The following is a 6,367-nucleotide window of genomic DNA, read 5'->3' as shown; positions in this document are numbered from 1 at the left end:
GGCGGCCATGGTACCAAGCGCAGTACCCCAGGCGCCTCCGCCAATTACGGCGATTGAAGGTTTGCTCATGCCTTGGCTCCACGGCGGCCTGCGCCGATCAAGGGCGTTGAATGCATGTCCAGTGGCCAACGCGAGCGCGGGGCAACATCGAGCGAATCGGCAGGTGTGAGACCAGCCCGTTCGGCACCCGCCCACGCAATCATTGCGGCATTGTCTGTGCAAAGGGCCATGGGTGGTGCAATGAAGCGGAAGCCATTATCCGAGCATAGACGCTGCAGACCGTCACGCAGAACCTTGTTTGCGGCAACACCACCGGCAACAACCAATGCCGGCTTCTTGACATCCGGGAAACTCGCGCGAAACCGCTGCAGTGAGCGCGAAACCCGGTCGTCGAGTGTGTCGGCGACGGCGGTTTGAAAAGCGGCGCAAATGTCATTGACGTCGATTTGCGATAACGGTTCCAACTCTGTCGCCAGTTGCCGCACCGCCGTTTTCAAACCTGAAAAGGAGAAATCCAGTCTCTCCTCGCCTTTCAGCGGACGCGGTAGGGTGAATCGGCTGGGATCGCCGAGCAGAGCTGCCTTCTCCACTTCAGGCCCTCCCGGATAGGGCAGGCCGAGTAGTTTGGCGGTCTTGTCGAATGCTTCGCCGAGGGCATCGTCTATGGTCGTGCCCAACCGCTCATAATCGCCAAGACCTTTGACCAGAACCATCTGCGTGTGGCCGCCGGAGACGAGCAGCAGCAGATAAGGAAAATCAATGCGATCGGTCAGGCGCGGGGTCAGCGCATGGCCCTCGAGATGATTGATGGCGTAAAAAGGCTTCTGACTGGCCATCGCTATCGCCTTTCCGGTCATCAAACCGACAATCAATCCGCCGATCAAGCCCGGACCGGCGGTGGCAGCCACAGCATCGACATCATCCAGAGTTATCTGCGCTTCGTGCAATGCCTGCCCAATCAACCGATCGAGTACTTCGACATGGGCGCGCGCAGCAATTTCCGGCACCACGCCGCCATAGGGCGCGTGTTCGTCGATCTGGCTCAGGACGACGTTCGAAAGGATGCGCCCGTGGCCTAGGTCGTCGCGCTCGACTACCGCCGCCGCCGTTTCGTCACAGCTTGTCTCAATACCTAGTACCCGCATCGGTAAACCTGATATCCTTCGCCGCATTGTCGACCTGCCAAAAGGTCGTTAGTAGAACGCTCAACTCGAATTCGCGTAACACGGACAGCCGCCAATGCAAACAAAAACGCTCAAGATTGGTACACGTGGGAGTGCACTGGCGCTCGCACAAGCCCATGAGACGCGTGACCTTCTGATAAAGGCCCACGGACTTCGCGATGAAGACATCGAAATCGTGGCCATTTCCACAAGCGGTGACCGGATACAGGATCGACCCCTGTCTGAAGTTGGCGGAAAAGGCTTGTTCACGCTCGAAATCGAGGAACAGCTTGCCGACGGCCGCCTCGATCTTGCTGTGCATTCATCAAAGGATATGCCAACCGTTCTGCCACAAGGGCTGCATCTGTCTGTCTTCCTCGAACGCGAAGATCCTCGCGACGCTTTTATTGGCCGTGCGGCAAAGACCTTCCTGGATTTGCCGAACGGGGCTGTAGTCGGTTCTGCATCTCTGCGGCGGCAGGCACTGATCCACCGCGCACGCCCCGATCTCAAGGTCATCACTTTTCGCGGGAATGTCGAGACGCGGCTGCGCAAGCTCGCGGACGGCGAGGTGGATGCAACATTCCTCGCTTATGCCGGTTTAAAACGTCTCGGCCTCGGTCATGTTGCAACCGAGCTTATGGATGCAAAAGCTTTTCCGCCAGCTCCTGGACAAGGTGCAATCACGGTAGAAAGCCGCATTGGGGATGATCGTGTCGATGCGCTATTGGCGCCGCTCAACCACTTGCCGACCTCAACGGCGCTGGCATGCGAACGTGCGTTCCTCGGTTCGCTCGATGGTTCCTGCCGTACGCCAATCGCCGGTCTGGCGACGGTATCGGGAGGGAGGCTTCAATTCCATGGCATGATACTCTTGCCAAATGGCAGCGAGGTACATGAGGTCACAGGTGACGGTGCGCTCTCCGACGCTGTCGAAATCGGTCAGGACGCGGCGCTGCGGGTGCGTAAACTCGCCGGACCACATTTCTTCACGGATTGGTTCTGACATGAAAACCGTTTTGGTCACACGGCCTCAGCCGGGCGCGACCAAAACTGCCGAACGTCTGCTTGGCAATGGCTTCTTGCCTTTGGTTTTACCCCTCACCAAGATTGTTCCGCTTCAGGTAAAAACGCCCAGAGGAAAATTCGACGCGGTTGCGGTGACAAGTGCGAATGCATTGCGGCAAGCACCGGACAAGGTGTTGCAACCGTTCTTTGCGCTGCCCTGTTTCGTTGTCGGAGAAGCGACCGCAGCTGCGGCGCGCGCCCGCGGGTTTGAAACGGTGACAACGGGAGACAGGGATGGTGCGTCGCTTGCTCAAACCATAGGTGAGGAGTTATGTACCGGAGCCCGCGTTCTTTATGTGACAGGGCGCGTTCGCGCGTCGGATTTTGAGCATGCTCTCCGTACATTAGGTATGCATTTTAAGCCGATGATGACCTACGATACTGTTTTAGTCAGTTATACGACTGAGTTTCTGGTAGAATTTTTCGATAAGGGTAGGATCGATCATTGCCTCCTGTATTCTCGTTGGGGCGCTGAAGAGTTCTTGCGTCTGATAAGCCAGATGGAAATCGCCCATCATTTTGATAACACATCCATTTTCTGCCTCTCCCCTCGTGTTACAAGCGCTCTGGCTGGACTGAACAAGGCTTTAATCCATGTGGCAAACAGGCCGGATGAGGATGCTCTCTTCGACCTTCTGCAGCAGGCACAGGATTCTACCCGCTTACCGCAATGAATACGTGTGGTTTCGCAACCGCAACTTCCTTGCTAACTTCGGGTCACGAGAAGTCTTACGTTCAGGAAAGTCTGTCTATGGCCAAATCATCCGTTCCGCGTCATTCGAAGTCTGCCCRCAAACCTGTGACAATCGAAATGGCGCCATTGGTGGCCAACAAGGCTGCATCCACGGCAGACGACATACCGCAGCCCGAACCGGTCGGCTTCGACCCAGCCGCTGACGCGAAGGCAAATGCGGCGGAAAAGTCAAAGGAAACGCCGGGCGTTGAGCCGCGCGGAGATGCGCCACCGGGTTCGGGCTTTTCGGAGACCGGGCAGTCATTTGGGCGAACCAATTCCTCTGCTCAATCGAAATCTTCGCGGCCAATGGTGTCGTCCTCCGGATCAAAGCCAAATGACCCATTGGGCCGCTTTGTATCAGGAATCATTGGTGGCATTGTAGCTCTTGTCGGCGCCGCGGCCCTGCAATGGGCGGGTGTCCTGCCATCGCCAAAGGCGGATACTTCAGCGCTCGAGCAGCAGATGGCTGAATTACGAAATGCGCGACCAGCGACTCAGACGCTGGATGAAGGTGCGCAGGTGGCGCTTAACGGTGCGGTAGAGAACGCCAAACAGGCTGCAAGCCAGGTCTCTGGTCTTTCCGCGGAGCTTGTCGCAATCAAGCAAAGTATTGCGGATATCCAGAAGAATGCGGGCTCTGGCGCAGTCGTCGATACCAGTGGCATTGATGCGCGCCTCGCTGCTCTGGAAACTCAGCTGAACAGCAGTCAGCAACAGGCGGAGCAGGCTGGCGGAGTCGCCGCGGGGGCTACTGAGCGGTTGAATGCTCTGGAGGCGAAAGTCAACGACCCCTCGGCGCAGGCCAATATGGCACTTGCCATGGCAGCAACGGGTATGAAAGCCGCTATCGATCGCGGCGAACCGTTCGCGGCCGAACTGGATACTTACGTCGCGGTTGCGCCAGCAGCAGGAGAGGTCGAGAGCCTCCGGGAGTTTGCTGCGAAAGGCATTCCGACGCTCAACGTGCTGGTCAGCCAATTCGCTGATGTCGCTCCCAAAATCATCGCTAGCGCTCACACGGTCGATCCCAATGCCGGGGTGGTCGATCGCTTGTGGGCAAGCGCGAGCAGCTTGGTGCAGGCGCGTCCGGTCGGGATGGTGGAGGGCGAGGGCGTCGATGCAATCACGGCACGGATCGAAGCGCATTTGAATGCAGGCGACCTTGGTGCCGCCATTGCCGAATGGGAGAAACTGCCGGAGAACGCCAAGGCTGTTTCCATGGATTTCGCCAATGCGATGAAGGCCCGGCAAAAGGCCGGGGACGTCGTGTCGAAGGCCTTGTCCGATGCCTTGACCGGCATCAAGTCACCAGCAGCGGCTAATTAGGAGCAAGATCATGATTCGTATTCTGTTCTTCCTTCTTGTCGTTCTGTTGCTCGGTGTCGGTTTCGCGTGGCTTGCAGATCGGCCCGGCGATTTGGTCGTTACCCTTGCCGGCATGCAGTACAAGGTTACGCTGATGGTGGCAGCTTCTGCGATCGTCGCGATCGTCGCTGCAGTCATGCTGACCTGGTGGATTGTCAAGAGCCTCGTCACGTCGCCTTACGCGCTGCGCCGTCATTTCCGTGCGCGCAAACGCGATCGGGGCTATCAGTCGCTGTCGACCGGACTGATCGCCGCAGGTGCTGGTGATGGCGAGACCGCACGCAGAATGATCAAACAGGCAGAAAAGCTGCTGAACGTCGATCAGGAGCCGCTGATCAAACTGCTTGATGCCCAGTCCGCCATGCTCGAGGGGCGCCCCGAGGATGCGCGGGCCAAATTCGAAGCCATGCTCGAAGATCCAGAAACGAAGCTCCTCGGGTTGCGGGGGCTTTACCTTGAAGCGCAGCGCCTTGGCGCACGCGATGCTTCAAGGCACTACGCTGAGGAAGCCGCTTTGCTGGCCCCGAATGTCGAATGGGCAGCATCGGCAGCCCTTGGCCAGAAAACAACGCATGGTGATTGGGATGGAGCGCTCTTGCTACTCGAAAAGCAGAAAGCGACCAAGCAGGTCGACAAGGAGAAGGCTAAGCGCGAGCGCGCGGTGCTCTTGACGGCCAAGGCAATCGAAACCTTCGAAAGTGACCCCGCGAGCGCCAAATCGACCGCCATAGAGGCCAACAAAATGGCACCTGATCTCATACCAGCTGCGATCATCGCCGCAAAAACGTTGTTCAGCCAAGGCGACTTGCGCAAAGGGTCGAAAGTCTTGGAATATAGCTGGAAGAAGCAACCTCATCCGGAAGTTGCCGAAACCTATGTGCACGCGCGGCTTGGCGATTCGGTGTTGGATCGCCTCAAGCGCGCCCGTCATCTGGCGTCGCTCTATCCGCATCACCCTGAGTCGAGCCTGGCCATCGCCCAGGCCGCACTGGCGGCAGGCGAATTAAAGGAAGCGAGGGAGGCGGCGGAAGCTGTGCTCCGCAGTGCACCGCGAGAGAGTGCATATCTTCTGCTGGCCGATATCGAAGAAGCGCAAACCGGCGATCAAGGCCGCGTCCGGCAGTGGCTGTCGCGTGCTGTCAAAGCGCCACGCGATCCCGCCTGGACAGCCGATGGCTACGTTTCGGAACGCTGGGCGCCGGCATCTCCCGTGACTGGCAGGCTCGACGCCTTCGAATGGAAGGTTCCTGTTGAACAGCTTGGTCCGGTCATCGATTCCGGCGATGATTTCGACAGGGCGTTGGCAACAGAACCAGCGCGACCTCGCGAAGAAGTGAAGCCACTCATACCGGCCAGGCCCGTCGTTCTTGAAGCAGAAAAGCAAGCTTCCAAGGAAGATCGTGGCCAAGCGGATGTCGTGGATGCTGAAATTGTGCAACTTGAGCCACCGGTAGAGCCCAAGGAACGGCCGGTCTCGAAGCCCACAGAAACGGTCAATCCGGAGAGAATAGCTTCCGTTTTGCCCGCATTTCCGGAAAAGCCACTGAAATCCAAAGAAAAGGATGAGGAATTCGTTTTTCCTATGCCGGATGACCCGGGCGTGCGGCCTAAGGATGGAGCGGAGCGAAACAAGAAGTTCCGGCTTTTCTAATCATCGAAACGTGATGGCCACTGTCGTCTTTGCGGCAAGATGTACAGTGGTTTAGGCGTATAAACAGCGATATGGGTGGATGAGTACCATCTTGATAGACGCGAAAGATTTCCCTTTATGCTCGATAGTCTCGTGACGTTTTTCAAATCCTTGCCGTCGGGCGACAACAGCAAGGAGCATTTTTCAAAAAAAGATCCGCGCCTCGCGGCTGCAGCCTTGCTGTTCCATGTGATGGATGCAGACGGTAACCGAGGCAAGGCGGAGCGCAAACGCGTTTCACAGCTGATTTCCGAGGCCTATGGCCTGAAGGGCGAGGCGCTGAAGCGATTGCTTGACGAAGGCGAACAGGCGGATCAGGAGGCCGTCGACCTCTACAGTTTCACC

The 6,367-nt window shown here is 57.7% G+C and carries 6 protein-coding genes; 5 read left to right on the top strand and 1 reads right to left on the bottom strand.

What is annotated here, in order from left to right; genetic code table 11:
* Positions 1 to 65 precede the first annotated feature (65 nt).
* Entirely contained in the window at positions 66 to 1,145 is a 1,080-nt protein-coding gene (gene tsaD, locus ACXJ5O_RS15780; protein WP_457300712.1) for a tRNA (adenosine(37)-N6)-threonylcarbamoyltransferase complex transferase subunit TsaD, read from the bottom strand.
* A gap of 94 nt (positions 1,146 to 1,239) precedes the next feature.
* On the opposite strand from tsaD, the gene hemC reads away from it, so the two are divergent.
* The 5 genes from hemC to ACXJ5O_RS15755 all read left to right on the top strand — a co-directional run.
* Positions 1,240 to 2,169, top strand: coding sequence for a hydroxymethylbilane synthase (gene hemC / locus ACXJ5O_RS15775; RefSeq protein WP_457300711.1), 930 nt, complete (start codon positions 1,240 to 1,242; stop codon positions 2,167 to 2,169).
* Position 2,170: 1 nt separating this feature from the next.
* Positions 2,171 to 2,905 (top strand): uroporphyrinogen-III synthase, encoded by a 735-nt coding sequence (locus tag ACXJ5O_RS15770; protein WP_457300710.1) that lies wholly within the window; start codon positions 2,171 to 2,173, stop codon positions 2,903 to 2,905.
* A 77-nt stretch (positions 2,906 to 2,982) separates the two neighbouring features.
* Entirely contained in the window at positions 2,983 to 4,293 is a 1,311-nt protein-coding gene (locus ACXJ5O_RS15765) for a COG4223 family protein (protein WP_457300709.1), read from the top strand.
* Positions 4,294 to 4,303: 10 nt separating this feature from the next.
* Positions 4,304 to 5,983, top strand: a complete 1,680-nt coding sequence (locus ACXJ5O_RS15760) for a heme biosynthesis HemY N-terminal domain-containing protein (protein WP_457300708.1) — start codon at positions 4,304 to 4,306, stop codon at positions 5,981 to 5,983.
* A 117-nt stretch (positions 5,984 to 6,100) separates the two neighbouring features.
* Positions 6,101 to 6,367 (top strand): tellurite resistance TerB family protein (locus tag ACXJ5O_RS15755; RefSeq protein ID WP_457300707.1); only part of this gene is annotated, 267 nt, incomplete at its 3' end.

This window comes from Phyllobacterium sp. P5_D12 (assembly GCF_054049495.1).
This window is presented reverse-complemented; position numbering and strand designations above follow the sequence as displayed.

Excerpts from the sequence above, each read along its gene's own strand:
- hemC (WP_457300711.1), top strand. The coding sequence starts at position 1,240 with ATGCAAACAAAAACGCTCAAGATTGGTACACGTGGGAGTGCACTGGCG.
- tsaD (WP_457300712.1), bottom strand. The coding sequence starts at position 1,145 with ATGCGGGTACTAGGTATTGAGACAAGCTGTGACGAAACGGCGGCGGCG.
- ACXJ5O_RS15770 (WP_457300710.1), top strand. The coding sequence starts at position 2,171 with ATGAAAACCGTTTTGGTCACACGGCCTCAGCCGGGCGCGACCAAAACT.
- ACXJ5O_RS15760 (WP_457300708.1), top strand. The coding sequence starts at position 4,304 with ATGATTCGTATTCTGTTCTTCCTTCTTGTCGTTCTGTTGCTCGGTGTC.